Source organism: Vibrio sp. YIC-376 (assembly GCF_052353105.1).
Lineage (GTDB): Bacteria > Pseudomonadota > Gammaproteobacteria > Enterobacterales > Vibrionaceae > Vibrio.
This window is the reverse complement of the sequence record NZ_JBBWFK010000011.1, coordinates 101,072-116,366: the sequence shown is the minus strand read 5'-3', so window position 1 is coordinate 116,366 and position 15,295 is coordinate 101,072. Positions and strand designations below refer to the sequence as shown.

The 15,295-nt window shown below is 45.9% G+C and carries 12 protein-coding genes; 9 read left to right on the top strand and 3 right to left on the bottom strand.

Annotation, left to right across the window (positions count from 1 at the left end; genetic code table 11):
* Positions 1-5 precede the first annotated feature (5 nt).
* Both atzF and WJM94_RS19030 read left to right on the top strand, forming a co-directional pair.
* Positions 6-1,769, top strand: coding sequence for an allophanate hydrolase (atzF, locus tag WJM94_RS19035; RefSeq protein ID WP_444495769.1), 1,764 nt, complete (start codon positions 6-8; stop codon positions 1,767-1,769).
* 271 nt (positions 1,770-2,040) lie between these two features.
* Entirely contained in the window at positions 2,041-2,775 is a 735-nt protein-coding gene (locus WJM94_RS19030) for an RNA methyltransferase (protein WP_444495768.1), read from the top strand.
* A gap of 77 nt (positions 2,776-2,852) precedes the next feature.
* Here WJM94_RS19030 and fdxA read toward each other — a convergent pair whose 3' ends face one another.
* Positions 2,853-3,176 carry a ferredoxin FdxA gene (gene fdxA, locus WJM94_RS19025; RefSeq protein ID WP_444495767.1) on the bottom strand — a complete coding sequence of 108 codons (324 nt, stop codon included), beginning with the start codon at positions 3,174-3,176 and terminating at the stop codon, positions 2,853-2,855.
* 216 nt (positions 3,177-3,392) lie between these two features.
* Here fdxA and WJM94_RS19020 point away from each other — a divergent pair, with 216 nt between their 5' ends.
* The 4 genes from WJM94_RS19020 to udp all read left to right on the top strand — a co-directional run bounded on the left by WJM94_RS19020 (position 3,393) and on the right by udp (position 9,304).
* A complete protein-coding gene (locus WJM94_RS19020; RefSeq protein WP_444495799.1) occupies positions 3,393-5,012 on the top strand; it encodes an NAD(P)/FAD-dependent oxidoreductase in 1,620 nt (539 codons plus the stop codon).
* Between the two features lie 331 nt (positions 5,013-5,343).
* Positions 5,344-5,763 carry a CBS domain-containing protein gene (locus WJM94_RS19015; RefSeq protein ID WP_444495766.1) on the top strand — a complete coding sequence of 140 codons (420 nt, stop codon included), beginning with the start codon at positions 5,344-5,346 and terminating at the stop codon, positions 5,761-5,763.
* A 164-nt stretch (positions 5,764-5,927) separates the two neighbouring features.
* Positions 5,928-8,234, top strand: coding sequence for a zinc/cadmium/mercury/lead-transporting ATPase (locus WJM94_RS19010; RefSeq protein ID WP_444495765.1), 2,307 nt, complete (start codon positions 5,928-5,930; stop codon positions 8,232-8,234).
* Positions 8,235-8,545: 311 nt separating this feature from the next.
* Positions 8,546-9,304 (top strand): uridine phosphorylase, encoded by a 759-nt coding sequence (udp, locus tag WJM94_RS19005; RefSeq protein WP_444495764.1) that lies wholly within the window; start codon positions 8,546-8,548, stop codon positions 9,302-9,304.
* Positions 9,305-9,433: 129 nt separating this feature from the next.
* On the opposite strand, the gene WJM94_RS19000 is transcribed toward udp, so the two are convergent.
* Both WJM94_RS19000 and WJM94_RS18995 read right to left on the bottom strand, forming a co-directional pair.
* Entirely contained in the window at positions 9,434-10,594 is a 1,161-nt protein-coding gene (locus tag WJM94_RS19000; protein ID WP_444495763.1) for a DUF1887 family protein, read from the bottom strand.
* Between the two features lie 153 nt (positions 10,595-10,747).
* Entirely contained in the window at positions 10,748-12,739 is a 1,992-nt protein-coding gene (locus WJM94_RS18995) for a methyl-accepting chemotaxis protein (protein WP_444495762.1), read from the bottom strand.
* A 313-nt stretch (positions 12,740-13,052) separates the two neighbouring features.
* Here WJM94_RS18995 and hinT point away from each other — a divergent pair, with 313 nt between their 5' ends.
* The 3 genes from hinT to WJM94_RS18980 all read left to right on the top strand — a co-directional run bounded on the left by hinT (position 13,053) and on the right by WJM94_RS18980 (position 15,287).
* Entirely contained in the window at positions 13,053-13,403 is a 351-nt protein-coding gene (gene hinT / locus WJM94_RS18990; protein WP_444495761.1) for a purine nucleoside phosphoramidase, read from the top strand.
* A gap of 73 nt (positions 13,404-13,476) precedes the next feature.
* Complete coding sequence (locus tag WJM94_RS18985; protein WP_444495760.1) at positions 13,477-14,895, top strand: COG3014 family protein; 1,419 nt, start codon at positions 13,477-13,479, stop codon at positions 14,893-14,895.
* Entirely contained in the window at positions 14,895-15,287 is a 393-nt protein-coding gene (locus WJM94_RS18980) for a YcfL family protein (RefSeq protein WP_444495759.1), read from the top strand. The genes WJM94_RS18985 and WJM94_RS18980 overlap by 1 nt, the downstream gene beginning before the upstream one ends.
* Positions 15,288-15,295 lie beyond the last annotated feature (8 nt).

Genomic DNA, 15,295 nt, shown 5'->3' with positions numbered 1-15,295 from the left:
AAGGGATGAATACTCCAGTTACTATCGAACAATTACTTGCAGGATACCGTTCCGGCGAACTGAATATCCGAACGTTTCTGAAAGAGAAATATAAACTGGCTCAGGAAGATACGAACAATACCTGGATCTCTCTGATTTCAGAGTCACAGCTGGATGACTATCTTTCTGCGTTGGAGACAAAAGACAGTCAATCATTACCGTTGTACGGTGTGCCATTTGCGATAAAAGACAACATTGATCTGCAAGATTTACCTACAACCGCGGGATGCAAAGAGTTTGCTTACCAACCGACAGAGTCTGCGTTTGTCGTAGAGCAGCTGATCAAAGCAGGAGCGGTACCTCTGGGTAAAACGAACCTGGATCAGTTCGCCACTGGATTAGTTGGGGTTCGTAGCCCATGGGGGGCAGGGAAAAACAGTTTTGATCCGCAATATATATCTGGCGGCTCAAGTGCAGGCAGTGCCATCAGTGTGGCGCTCAATCAGGTGTTCTTCTCGCTGGGAACCGATACCGCAGGCTCAGGGCGTGTTCCTGCTGCGTTCAACAATATTTTGGGCCTAAAGCCGACCAAAGGTTTACTGAGCTGCAGCGGCGTCGTTCCAGCATGTCGTACACTGGACTGCGTTACCTTCTTTGCCCGCAGTGCGGCGGATCTTGAAACTCTGGTTGATGTTGCCGCGGTGTATGACGAGACAGATGGTTATGCGCGTGAAAATGTTCAGCAGACACTACCTGGTGATTTCCGTGGTCTGAAAGTAGGTGTACCTACAGAAGAGCAACTGGCGTTTTTTGGTAATGAGCAATACCAAAAACAGTTTGCTTTAGCTCTGGAAAGAATGAAATCCATGGGCGCAGAGCTGGTTGAATTTAATCTGCAACCGTTTATCGATGCGGCGAAACTTCTGTACCAAGGCCCTTGGGTTGCAGAGCGCTACGCTGCGGTAAAATCATTTTTTGATGAAGACAGCAGCCGCTGCTTACCCGTGATTGAAACGATTATTGGTGGCGCGAAAAACTACACGGCCGCCGATACGTTTCAGTTCATGTATCAGCTTCAGGACTACAAAGTGCAATGTGACCGACTACTGAAAGAGGTGGATGTTGTTATTACGCCGACCACCGGAAGCACTTACACCATTGAAGAAGTTGAAGCTAACCCGATAGCGCTCAACAGTAACCTTGGTTACTACACTAACTTCATGAATCTGCTGGATTATACGGCGATAGCGATTCCGTCATCGTTTTGTGAATCCGGTTTACCGTTTGGCTTTACGCTTTTTGCCCCCGCATTTACAGACTTGGGATTGATTAAGCTTGCAAAAGCGTGGCAAAAAGAAACTTGTCTTCCTCTTGGCGCTACTGAGCAATTTTTACCTGAAGATGAACGTGTTGATCTGCTGGTGTGTGGTGCCCATATGGAAGGGCTCCCGCTGAATCATCAGCTAACGGGAGTGGGTGCGATTCTCAAAGCCAAAGGCGAAACCGCCAAGTCTTATCGGATGTACGCATTGGCTGGTGGTCCGCCAGCACGTCCGGGGCTCGTTCGAGATGAAGGCAATGGTCAGGCGATTGAAATTGAAGTGTGGTCGTTCCCTAAATCGGCTTTAGGTACTCTGCTATGCCAGATCCCGCATCCGTTAGGGTTAGGAAAAGTCGAGCTCAGCGATGGCAGTTGGGTAACAGGATTTATCTGTGAAGCGATTGGAATCAAAGGTGCTGAGGATATTACCGAGTTAGGTGGATGGCGAAATTATCTTTCTGCTAGTTAAAGAAACTTTGTTAATAGAATAGCCAGTTAAATCTAAAGCTTAGACTAAGGAGAAAGCCGCCGTTCTCCTTATTTTAGTTCTTCAGTAAGACGATGTTTCTCATTGGCTGTTTTACCCGGCTCTCTAATCATGTCCTTACAGCCCGCAGCGTCGTTAGTTTGCGGGCTTTTATTTCGCTTCTCACTTTAACCTCTCTTTAGCTATGCACGTCTTTACTCTATAATCCCCCCGTTTTATTCGGTACTTAACCATTTTCTCCTGGGATATTTTCATGATTTCAAAAAACCAATTAAAACTGCTTCGTGCTTTGGGTCAAAAGAAGCAGCGTAAAGCGCACGGCTTATTTCTGGTTCAGGGTGAAAAAAACGTACTGGAGTTGGCGACGAGTTCGTTAACGGTTAAACAGATTTTTGCAACGGCAGAGTTTCTTGAACTGCACCGCCAAGAACTTAGTCAATTTGACTGCATCGAAGCATCACTAGACGACCTGACTAAAGCAAGCACGTTGGTAAGCAACAACGCGGCAATCGCTGTAGTAGAAATCCCAAGTGTGAAAGTGCCTCAGGCTAAAGGCTTGATGATCGCGTTGGACGGTGTGTCTGATCCGGGTAACTTAGGTACTATCATTCGCGTAGCGGATTGGTATGGCATTAAGCACATTGTCGCAAGTGCAGACTGCGCGGATCCATACAACCCTAAAACCATCAGTGCGACGATGGGCAGCTTTGGTCGCGTTCAGGTTAGCCTTGTTGATCTGCCAAGCTACCTCGAGCAAGCGAACTTGCCAGTCTATGGTGCGTTTTTGGAAGGGGAAAGCGTGCATAAGACGGATTTCTCTGCCGAAGGCATTTTATTGATGGGCAGTGAATCTCACGGCGTGCGTGAAGAAGCGTCGAAATTCGTGACGGATAAGATCACTATTCCGGCATTTGGCGGTGCTGAATCGCTCAACGTCGCAATGGCTACGGGTATTATTTTGGATAATATGCGTCGTCAGCACAGCTAATTTCATTCAACAAATCGAGATACAAAAAAAGCGTAATGGCTTTCGTCATTACGCTTTTTTCGTTTATCTGCTCTTAATTACTTTTCCAGCATATCCAGTTTGTTTGGCACGCCATTCCACTTCTCGGCTTCTTCCATTGCTGGTTTTACTTCAGTTTGTACTGGCCAAATTTCAGCGAGTTCTGCATTGAGCTCTATATAGATTTGTTGATCTTCAGGGACTTCATCTTCCTGGAAAATCGCATGAGCGTCACACTCGTCGACACACAAACCGCAGTCGATGCATTCTATTGGATTGATTACCATGAAGTTCGGACCTTCGTGAAAGGCGTCAGCCGGGCACACCGCAACACAGTCGGTGTATTTACATTGGATACAGTTATCGGTTACGACAAACGCCATGATAATCAGCTCTTAAGTTAGTCAAAATGAAGGAATGGGGGATAATACTCATCCCAAGGTAAAATTCAACTCGAAAGGTCAACAGACCCTCAGTTAAATTCACCACCTATTTTTGATTTAGTATGACAGACAATTCAATTTCTCGTAAAATGCGCGCCATTGTGAGCTGGAGACTTTTTGATTCTGGCTAAGACACCTACTATCCGAGACATCGACATGATTCGTATTAATGAAATTAAACTTCCTCTTGATCACGAGGAAGACGCGCTATTAGACGCGATTACTAAAAAGCTTGGCATTCCTGCTGAGAAAGTTATCTCTTTTAACGTCTTTAGACGCGGGTACGATGCTCGAAAGAAAACCAACATCCATCTTATTTACACGCTTGATGTTATCGTGGAAGGCGATGAAGAAGCGCTGTTAGAGAAGTTTACAAAAGATCCACATGTTCGCCAAACTCCGGATATGGAGTACAAGTTTGTCGCGAAAGCGCCTGAAAATCTGAAAGAGCGCCCAGTTGTTATCGGCTTTGGCCCTTGTGGTTTGTTTGCAGGTCTTGTTCTGGCTCAAATGGGCTTTAACCCGATTATCGTTGAACGTGGTAAAGAAGTTCGTGAGCGTACTAAAGATACGTTTGGTTTTTGGCGTAAGCGCACGCTAAACACCGAGTCAAACGTACAGTTTGGTGAGGGCGGCGCAGGTACATTCTCTGACGGCAAACTATATAGTCAGGTAAAAGATCCTAACTTTTACGGCCGTAAAGTGATCACTGAATTTGTCGACGCTGGCGCACCAGAAGAAATTCTGTATGTAAGCAAACCACACATCGGTACTTTTAAATTAGTAACGATGATCGAAAAAATGCGCGCGAAAATCATCGAACTGGGTGGTGAAATCCGCTTTAGCACACGTGTTGATGATCTTCATATGGAAGATGGTCAGATTACGGGCGTAACACTGTCGAATGGTGAAGAGATCAAATCTCGCCACATTGTTCTGGCTGTTGGTCATAGTGCGCGTGACACATTTGAAATGCTGCATGAACGCGGTGTCTACATGGAAGCAAAACCCTTCTCGGTAGGTTTCCGTATTGAACACAAACAATCAATGATTGACGAAGCACGTTTTGGTCCAAGCGCAGGACATCCAATTCTTGGTGCGGCGGATTACAAACTGGTTCACCACTGTAAGAACGGTCGCACGGTTTACAGCTTCTGTATGTGTCCAGGTGGCACAGTGGTTGCTGCAACATCAGAAGAAGGCCGTGTAGTAACAAATGGTATGAGCCAATACTCTCGTTCAGAGCGTAACGCAAACAGTGCAATTGTTGTTGGCATCTCTCCAGAGGTGGATTATCCGGGTGATCCGCTTGCAGGTATTCGCTTCCAGCGTGAGTTGGAATCTGGCGCTTACAAGCTGGGTGGTGAGACTTACGACGCACCAGCACAAAAGATTGGAGACTTCCTGAAAGGTCGCGATCCAAGTGAATTAGGTGATGTTGAACCATCATTCACACCAGGTATCAAGCTTACTGACCTATCGAAAGCGCTGCCACCGTTTGCAATTGAAGCAATTCGTGAAGCGATTCCTGCGTTCGATCGCAAGATCAAAGGATTTGCTTCAGACGACGGTTTGTTGACTGGCGTAGAAACACGTACGTCTTCACCTGTGTGCATTAAACGTGGTAAAGATTTTCAAAGCATCAATTTGAAAGGCTTCTACCCAGCGGGTGAAGGTGCAGGTTACGCTGGTGGTATCTTATCGGCTGGTATCGACGGCATCAAAGTCGCTGAAGCAGTTGCTCGCGATATTGTGGCAGCGATAGAAAACGCTTAATTTCCCCTTCGTCTTAAAGACCGCAAAGCCAGTCAGTTTCACTGACTGGCTTTTTTGTGCGCGGTGCTTAAGCGTTTTCTGGTAAACATCCCGCCAAACGCGTGTTTTATGTGACTCACATTGTCTAATTCTACGAGTAATAAAGTCTGATGCCGGGAGAAGTAATATAAATATGTCACCACGTCTTTGTTGATTTTTCAGTCTCTCTAATTCGGATATAGATCAATAGACTAGCGCTATGATCAAAATTGACACTTTCCATTTAGTAAAATCAGAAAATTAGACGACACTTAAATAAAGGCCGCAAGAAAATGGTGCTAAGGAGATTAGGATGGCTTCATTAAAAGTAAAAGATTACATGACGTTGCAAGCAGTGACCTTCACCAAAGATATGTCGCTTACGGCTGCGTTGAATAAGGTAATGAAAAGTGTGACTCTTGGTGGCCCCGTCATCGATGAGAACAAAAAGGTGGTTGGGTTCTTATCGGAGCAAGATTTGTTAGATAAATTGGTTAAAGCGAGCTACCACTGTCAGGATACGCACACGGTTCAGGAATGCATGCATCAGGATGTACTTTCTGTTTCACCAGAAATGTCGATTATTGAGTTGGCAGATATGATGAAAATTGGTAAGCCCAAAGTTTATCCAGTCATTGATGATAAGGGGAAATTGGTTGGGATTATTACCAGACGAGATGTATTAAGGGCACTCGGAATGGCACTAAACGAATGTTTCATGCATCCGGTATAGATACAGACTTACCAAAGCTACATCAAAAAGGCGCATCAGCGCCTTTTGACGTTTAGTCTGCGGGTGCCGTCAAAAATTTTTCGAATCAACTTGACCTTGGATCTTACTCCAAGGTTTATCCTTGTTGTCAGATGAACAGGTTATCCCAATAAGGAACATGGCTTATGTGCACGAAACATCAAGGTTGCCAATCAGGCAAAATTAAATCTGCGGTGCCGATAGGGGTGAGTGACTCCTGCTGCGCGTCGACTAAAACGACCCTTAACATTACAAATGCAACGGTCGATACAGGTGAAAGTGCCTGTTGCAGCGGTAGCAGTTGCAATTCGGAATCTACGGCAGATGAAGCCCCCGAGAGAGCGCCCAAATCTTTAATTCGGAGCAGTTGGCTCGTCGCAGACATGGACTGCCCATCATGTGCACTAAAGCTTGAAAAGGCGATTACAGGGTTAGAAGGTGTAAGCAACGCCAGAGTAATGTTTGCTACCGAGAAATTGGTTGTTGATTTTGATGACCACTCACTAACATCTATCATTGAACAAACCGCTCGACAGACAGGCTTTCCTCTCGCGTCACTGGATAAGCCAAATAAGAAAAGTGAAATTAAAGGTTGGCGTGGTCTCGTTAAAGACAATCTGCACATTTTCGCTATCTCTGCTGCGATGCTGATTGCGGCCATCGTTTCGAATATAAACCCTCAAATTGGTGCCTGGATATTTACCTTAACCTGTCTGCTGGGTTTGTATCCGATTGCACGGAAAGCCGCCAAGTTAGCGAAAGGAGGAACCCCTTTTGCTATCGAAACCTTAATGACTGTTGCGGCGTTAGGTGCACTCTATTTAGGTGAAACGGCAGAAGCAGCAATGGTTTTATTGCTGTTCCTCATTGGTGAAAAATTAGAAGCGTACGCCTCTTCTCGTGCCCGGAGCGGCATTCAGGCGCTAATGGATTTGGTTCCGGAGAACACCATTTTGATTAAAGATGGTGTGCGCACTGAAGTACCTGCCTCGCAACTTCAACCGGGAGATGTCATAGAAGTGGCTCCCGGCGGCCGTATGCCTGCCGATGGTGTCCTGATGAACTCGATGGCGAGCTTTGACGAAAGCGCGCTTACCGGTGAATCGATTCCTGTTGAGCGCGGCGAGGGCGGTAAAATAATGGCGGGCGCTGTTGTCGTCGATAAAGTCGTGCGGATGCAAGTGACGTCGAAACAAGGTGACAATGCTATCGACCGAATTCTGCACTTAATTGAAGAGGCGGAATCACGAAAAGCACCGCTGGAACGTTTTCTGGACAAGTTTAGCCGCTGGTATACGCCGTTTATGATGGTGGTGTCGTTGGTCGTGGTCGTCACACCGCCACTGCTGTTCGCTCAACCTTGGGAAACATGGCTTTACCGTGGTTTAGCGCTATTACTTATCGCTTGTCCGTGCGCATTGGTTATCTCAACACCCGCTGCGATTACGTCTGGTTTAGCCGCTGCTGCACGTCGTGGGGCATTGATCAAAGGCGGCGCGGCATTGGAACTACTAGGAAAAGTGGAGTCAGTTGCGTTTGACAAAACCGGCACGCTGACACAGGGCAAACCACAAGTCACCGATGTCCTTTCATTCGGAGTGACTGAAGAGCAGCTACTTAGTCTTGCTGCTGCGATTGAGGTTGGGTCGAGTCATCCATTGGCGGTATCTCTGGTCAATAAGGCAGAAGGTTTAGGTATTGCGATTCCCGAAGCAAGCGAAAAAACCGCACAAGTGGGCTCGGGTGTAACGGGTGTAGTGGAAGGAACATTGGTTCAGGTTATTGCGCCTTCAAAAGCCGTCTTTCAACTTTCACAATCGCTTGAAGAACAGATCGTTGAGTTGGAAGATTTGGGCAAAACTGTCGTTATTGTCCGCCGTGAGGAAGAGGTAATTGGTGTCATTGCCTGGCAGGACACGCTACGGCAGGACGCACATCAAGCAGTGCAAGCTCTTAAAGCGCTTGGGATCTCTTCGGTGATGTTAACTGGAGACAACCCTCGCAGTGCCGAAGCGATAGCGACCCAAATAGGGTTAGATTATCAAGCCAGTTTGTTGCCAGCAGATAAAGTGCATTACGTTGAAACGGTTTCTAAACAGCACACGGTTGCGATGCTTGGAGACGGTATCAATGATGCGCCTGCGATGAAAGCGTCCAGTATTGGTATTGCGATGGGAGGAGGCACTGATGTCGCGCTGGAAACCGCAGATGCCGCACTGACTCATAATCGATTGCTGGAGTTGCCCGCAATGATCGAGCTATCACGCGCGACGATGAATAATATTCGCCAGAACGTTGCATTGGCACTTGGCCTGAAAGGTGTGTTTCTGGTGACCAGTCTGCTGGGTATCACGGGGCTTTGGGTTGCAGTGTTGGCGGATAGTGGAGCAACGGCACTGGTGACACTCAATGCTTTGCGGCTGTTACGTTTTAAGTCAAAGCAAGTGTCGTAATGAAATAAACTTGCACTATATTTAACCCGGGGCATATGACAGTGTCTCGGGGTTTTTGTTTTCCTGTGCTCAATATTGTCCAGTTTGATTATTGGGATATGACAGTCGCTCATTTAATATGCAACCAAGCTTTAATTTCATAAATAGTGTGACCAGAGTCTATTTTATGTGAAAGTGCTATGTTATTGCATTTTATTGGTGTGACCAATATCACTATATGTCCCCTTAAGGTTCGTTACAGTGCTTCTGTACCCAACCACATATTAATGAGCTTATTACTCCCAAAAATAAGCCAGAACAAGGAGCGACTTATGTCTCAAGCTGTATTCCATCTAAGTGTTACTGAAGCCGATCTTAATGGTGCAACTCTAGCCATCATTCCTGGTGATCCAGCACGCGTACAAAAAATTGCGGAGCAAATGGAGAACCCAGTATTCCTTGCTAGTCAACGTGAATACACGCTATACCGTGCAGAGTTGGACGGTAAGCCAGTTGTTGTTTGTTCAACAGGTATTGGTGGTCCATCTACGTCTATCGCTGTTGAAGAGTTGGCACAGCTTGGTGTTCGCACTTTCTTACGTGTGGGTACTACGGGTGCGATTCAACCACATGTAAATGTGGGTGACATGATCGTGACGACAGGTTCTGTTCGTCTGGATGGTGCAAGCCTGCACTTCGCTCCTATGGAGTTCCCAGCGGTTGCTGACTTTGATGTTGCGACTGCAATGAAAGCCGCAGTAGAAGAGTCCGGAGCAACGGTTCACATGGGTGTTACGGCTTCAAGTGACACTTTCTACCCAGGACAAGAGCGCTACGATACGTTCACAGGCCGTGTGGTTAAGCGCTTCCAAGGCTCAATGAAAGAGTGGCAAGACATGGGTGTTCTGAACTTTGAAATGGAGTCAGCAACACTACTTACTATGTGTGCAAGCTCTGGTCTGAAAGCGGGTTGTGTCGCGGGCGTTATTATCAACCGTACACAAAAAGAGATTCCAGATCATTCAACTCTGAAAGAGACGGAAGCTCGCTCAATCAAAATTGTGGTAGAAGCTGCACGTAAAATGCTTTAATTCGTCATTATCTGACTGAAAAGAATAGAAAAAGCCAGAGGTTGTCCTCTGGCTTTTTGTTTATTGAACGGTGGGATAAATGGTAAAGAAGCCGCGATTCAGCGGCTTCTTTACTCTCGATGCTCTCGATTAAACTTCGTCTGAGCCACCAGCGGCTTCAAACCAAGCTGCAAGGTGAGTTTTAAGGTCTTTTAACTCATCAGGGCCAATCAAAGCCAGTCCCAAATCTTCTGCGCGGGTGATGTCGTTATGACGCAAAGGGCGGAAGCTCACCAGCATAGCTCGTGCTTGTAGGCCACCTAGCAAATCACGAAGTGATTCCAGTTTGTACAGCGTATCATCGCCGTCATCACGCATGCCTTTCGTTTTGCACTCGATGATATGTAGTTTGTTGTTTACCACTGTCGCCACATCAAGTTCGTTTCTAACTTCACTTTCTCCAAGCTTACGATAAACCTGAACATTCAAAGATCGGTCCTGAATCGTTGGCATGGTGTCTTGAATCTGCTTCACCGTGCTGTGTACCAGAGTTTCCAGCCATTCACCATTAGAAAAACGACGTGCGTCTTCATTCGCAAACGTGAGGATGCCGTTTTCGTAGGTAGCAATTTCGGCTTCAACAAGATCGCTGATTAGCATGTTTAGTTCACGATAACCTTGTTGTTTCTCAGAAAGCTCTACATCCAGTTTCTGTTCTTTGCGACATGTGGTAGCAAGGTAGTTTAGCGTGGCAAGACCAGGACCAAGCTCAAGGGCGTTTGATGCCCAACGCTCACCAAGTTCATACAACTTTTTATCAAGAAGAGGTGGTAAATCAATGTATTGGAATTCGCCTCGCGCACCAAAAATCGTTAGGTAGTCAGCAATCGTAATATGATCTTCGACCTGGGTATCCTTTAGACCATCAGGGTAAAGCCAACATAATCTGTCACTGTTTGGCTCAACGACGAAAATTGGCCAGTGATAGGTGCGGAAAACCTCGTATACAGATAGCAATCGGTGGCGAAGACCGCAACTGGCATTCAATTTTACATCCTCACCACGGTCGTGAAGATCTTTAGCCAGCTTCTGAATCGATTGCTTAATCAAAGTAGTATTAACGGCGGAAGGGATCTCAAAGAATTCGGAGGTAATCTCTCGCTGCGCTAGAACGTTACTCAGTCGGTTATACATATCCTTCTGGCTTGCATCGCCTATGAAGACTATATGAGAACTTAGTGTGCGATTATCCAATAGAGGGGTAACCAATCTCACTGGGTCTTGGTCAATAATACCAACATGAACAGCCATAGATTTTCCTTTTTATGCGGCCGCTCTAAAATAGATATGAAAAGGGTTGAGTCGGCCATAATAACCATATGTAGACACGGCCGATAAAAAACAAGGGCGATCTAATAAAAAGTCGCCCTTATACAATTGGTTGAACCAGTGAAATATCCCTATTTATAATTTAAAGCGATGTACCAGCTCGTTTTGTTGATGTGCTAAATGAGTCAGGGACTCACTGGTTTGCGCTATGTTTGACATCGCCTGATAGCTTTCATCTGCGATGTGGTTGATATCCTCAATACTTCGCGCGATGGCTGCAGATGTTTCGCTTTGCTCCGCAGCAGCTTGTGAAATGTGAGTACTCATTTGACTGATTTCGATGATCAATGCCTGTATTTCTTCCATCGAACTATTTGCCTTCGAGGCTTGTTCGACAGACATTTCCATATCATTCATACAGCTTTGAATAACGTGGCTGGCTGACTGCGATCTTGATTGCAGATTACTGATCATCGACTCAATTTCAGTGGTCGACTGCGTGGTCCTCGAAGCAAGTACGCGTACCTCATCGGCCACAACGGCAAAACCACGTCCTTGCTCGCCTGCACGAGCGGATTCAATGGCCGCATTGAGTGCCAACAGATTGGTTTGCTCCGCGATATTACGGATGACATCCAAAATCGAGCCAATATGGCCGCTCATCTTCTGCAATTCTGATACGGCGCAGACAGATTCATGCAGACGCGTTTCCAACTGATTAATTGTTGTGATATTGCCGCTCATGATAGTGCGGCCTTCTTCTGATGCAGACTCGACGCGTTTTACCATCTCCAATGAGCCATGAGCACTGTGCGCTACCTCCTGAACTGAATGCGACATCTCGGTCATAGCCGTTGCAACGTTGGCGGTTTGTTCACGTTGAGAACTCAATTGTCCCTGAGCTTGAGAAGAGGTTTGTTCGTTGGTTGCTGCAGTCGAAGCCAGATTTTCAGACGCTTCGTTCAGCCTCACTAGGATGTCATGCAGGCTGTCTGCTAAAGAGTTGATGTGGCCGCTCACACGACTAAATTCATTTTTATATCGAACATCAATGCGTTGCGTCATATCACCTTCGGTGAGACTTTCAAGAACGTTGAGGATCTTAGTTAATGGCTCACGCACGCTTTGTGCAATGTGATAACCAATCGCCGCTGCAAAAAGTACGACTACCACACCAATGATCACCGCTTTTGTTACACCGGCAGAGTAGATGTCACCCGCCTCAGTCAGGGATTCATTCAGTTTATCTGTTGCAGTTGTGGTGAACTGCTCGAGGATAGTCATTGTTGTATCTACCTTGTTGGCAAGGTTGGCTATATTGTCATACAAAGCCGCGCGAGCGATCAGGTAGTTATTGTGCTGATCCAGTACCCCGCCACGTTTACCTACGTCACGAGTAAACTGCTCGACGGAATCGCCAAAGGCTTTTTCGATCTCTGGTAAATGGGCTGCCAGACCACGGAACGCATCGTTTAAGTGCGTGACCGTTTTGCGGTTTTTAGCGACGGCTTTTGTTACAAACTCTGAGTTTGAACTTGCTAATGCGTCTGACGTTATCACTTCTGCATCTTTCAGCTTAATGAAGTAGCTTTTGGCCATCACCTTCACCGAAATACTGGATTGATCCGCAACGTACTCTTTCAGCCCGACTGAAAGCTCTGTATTCAGTTTTTGGAAACGGCGAGAAGATTTTTGTACCTCTTCTTGCGCCATGAACATCGCTTCGTAGTTGTCCATGGCTTCTAGAGCTTCAGAAAAATAGCTTTTCTCTAATTCTTTTAGCTCAGTAAATGGTTCTGCGAGAGAGGGATAGATTTGACTTGCGGATTCTAACTGACTCAAGGTTGACTCGAATCGCTGATGAGATTTGGCGAACTCCTGACGCATTGTGTCCATGCGCTGCTTATTCTCAGTGGTCAGGAAGTCTTTAAAAGATTTGTCAGCAGAAAGTAGTTCTACACTGGTTTGGTTTGATAGAGAAACGAGTGGTAAAGATGACTTTGAAACGGTCTGGAATTTTCCATGGATGTCGTTCATTCCTCCCATCATAATGGCAATGGTGACTGCAAATAGGATGATGATCAGTGCAAAACCCGCATACATCCGTTTAATAACTGAACCTCGCATAAGTGAGTGTCCTCTCCCAGAAATAGACAAAAGAGTTCCAAATGACGTTAAAATGCAGTTTTCGGAATGTTTTAGTCCGGTTCTGGCAAGCATCTCAGGTGATTTGGGGATAATTTATAATTGTCTTAAAAAAGTAACAAAATTCACCGGATTGTATTGAGTCTGAGACGCACATTTTATGACGCACACGACAAAAATAGCTTAGTTTTAAACACCTTAAGTAATAATGTTAAGTGAACACTGTTTTTATTGAGCTATGCTTTTGCTTGGCGCATACTAAATGGGTTACACAACCTTATAAATTGGAGTACCCATGGCGGAAGAGACTATCTTTAGTAAAATTATTCGTAAGGAAATCCCAGCAGACATTCTTTACCAAGACGATTTAGTAACTGCTTTTCGTGATATCAACCCGCGTGCACCGAGCCATATTCTTATCATCCCAAATAAATTGATTCCTACTATCAATGATATGGAAGTTGAAGACGAAGCGATGATGGGTCGCCTATTTACTGTCGCGAAAAAACTTGCAAAAGAAGAGGGCATTGCCGAAGACGGTTACCGCTTAATCCTAAACTGCAATCCTCATGGCGGTCAGGAAGTTTATCATATTCACATGCATCTATTAGGCGGTCGTCCTTTAGGCCCAATGGTGTTGAGCTAAGCGACTTAAATTGGGTGGTAATTGTGCCACCCAATTTGTTTACTTTTCTGAGCACACATTTGTGGAGATAAATGTGAAATTAGGTGTGAAGCTGTTAGGGCTGGTTAGTTGGGCTCTTATGGCGTCTGGTTGTGCTAATTTATCTGCTGGTAAATTGTTTAGTCACTACAGCGATCAGAACCAAGAAGTTTATCAGGCCGTAGCCTCCGGAGAATATGCAAAAGCCAAGCAAATTCAATCGAGTGATGTAGGTGGTGAGATACTTGGCAATTTCGAAAAAGGCCGACTTTCATTTCTCGCTCAAGATTATCCGGCCAGCCTCCGCGCATTGGAAAACAGTGATCGCGCTGTTCGTACCCAACAAGATCGTGCCATCATTTCTGTCTCTGAAACTGCCACTAATGTTGGTTCTCTGGCGGTCAACGATAATCTTCAAGATTACCAACCCGCTGATTATGAGTTGGGCTTCCTACACTTATATCTTGCGCTGAATTATTTGCAGAAAAATGATCTGGAAGGCGCATTAGTCGAAGTTCGTCGAGCGAATCAGGTGCAGGAAGCGGCAAGAAAAGCGCGTGAAAAAGAGTTAGAAGCCGCTGAAAAGGATCTGAAAAACCAAGGCATGTCCGCTAATTTGGGGAGTGTACTGGCCAGATATCCCGATGCAGGGGAAAAACTTAGCGCGGTGCAAAATGGGTATCTGTTCTACCTTTCAGGTTTGTTATACGAAGCTTCACGAGACCTCAACAGCGCTTATGTCGATTATCGACGCGCGCTGGCAGTGATGCCCGATAATCCGCAAGTCATCGAAAGTACGATGTACGTGGCAAAGAATTTGGGTATGCGCGAAGACCTCAGGTTGCTGGAAAAACGCTACGGCAATGCGCCATCAGGCCTTAACAAGGCACCATCAGGCCTTAACAAGGCACAAGGCCGGGTTATCGTGCTAGACGAACAAGGTGTAGTTGAAGCTCTTAATGGATGGCGCATCGATTTACCGATTTACGACAGTCGAAATAGGTGGGCAATCTATTCGCTAGCTTTGCCTTACTACCCTAATCGAGGGACGCAGAAGTTTGGTGATGTCAGTCTGAATGGCACCAAACTGAATTCCAGTACTTTGGCTGATGTAAACGCAATGGCTCAAAACGATCTCAATGAGCGTTTAATGTCCATAGTGATTCGTCAGGCACTCCGTGTGTGGGCGAAAGACCGCATTCGTAAAGAAGCGGCCAAGAAAGGTGATGACGTTGGCAACCTTTTGTTCAACGTCTGGAATACATTGACTGAACAACCTGATACCCGAAGCTGGCAAACACTGCCTGCACAAGTGAAAACGGCATCTCAAATAGTGAAGCCGGGAACACAGAGCTTAAACTTAGGTGATCAAGTCTATCAATTTGATGTGCCTGCACAGCAAACCACGTTGGTTTGGGTCTCTCGTCAGGGAGCGCACTCGACTGTGTGGCATAAGCAACTAGGGAGATTGTAATGAGATTATGGTTTATTGGCTTAGCGATGCTTGTGGGTTTGGCTGGATGTGCTGACAACACAGCAGGCATCCGAATTGACGGTCAGACACAGCAAGTATTTTTTAACGACAACGTATTAGGTAGCCGATTAGTGGTGGACAACATTACGACCACTTATGTCGATGACCGGCCAAGAGGAGTCGTCCAGCTAAATAGTAACTATAAGGGTGATCAACCTATCCTTTACCGCTTTTACTGGTATGACAATAACGGACTGGAAGTGAACACCAAACCGGGACCATGGCGAAAGATGATCGTGCATGGTTTTGAGTCGGTTGTGCTTTCAGAAGTTACTGTGAATCCAAATGGCACGCGATTTCGCGTTCAAATCAGAGAAGCACAAGATAATTAAATTTACCC